The sequence below is a fragment of the Oscillibacter sp. UBA6647 genome (genome assembly GCA_002455655.1).
In the GTDB taxonomy this organism is placed as follows: Bacteria; Bacillota; Clostridia; order Oscillospirales; family Oscillospiraceae; genus Oscillibacter.
In genome coordinates this window covers 17217-17489 of the sequence record DKLF01000108.1, presented here as the reverse complement: position 1 = coordinate 17489, position 273 = coordinate 17217, and the positions used below count along the sequence as shown (strand labels likewise).

The following is a 273-nucleotide window of genomic DNA, read 5'->3' as shown; positions in this document are numbered from 1 at the left end:
GTGGTGGCCGACGAGGTGCGGAATCTGGCGGGCAAATCCGCCGAGGCGTCCAGAAGCACCTCTGAGTTGATTGCCGCAGCCGTTTCCTCCGTTGAAAAGGGGACGCAGGCCATGAGCTCCACCGCGCAGGCCATGGGGCGGTTGCAGGAAAACTCTGCCGCCGTGGCGGAGATTGTCCAAAAGATTTCCACCGCCTCCGCCCAGCAGTCCACCTCTTTGGAGCAGGTGTCTCTGGGCGTGGAGCAGATTTCTTCTGTGGTGCAGAACAACTCC

1 protein-coding gene is annotated in these 273 nt (G+C 61.5%); it reads left to right on the top strand.

Annotated elements, in window-relative coordinates; all coding sequences use genetic code 11:
• Window positions 1–273: methyl-accepting chemotaxis protein (locus tag B2W96_RS08105; RefSeq protein ID WP_293009782.1), on the top strand; the 273-nt coding region annotated here is incomplete at both ends.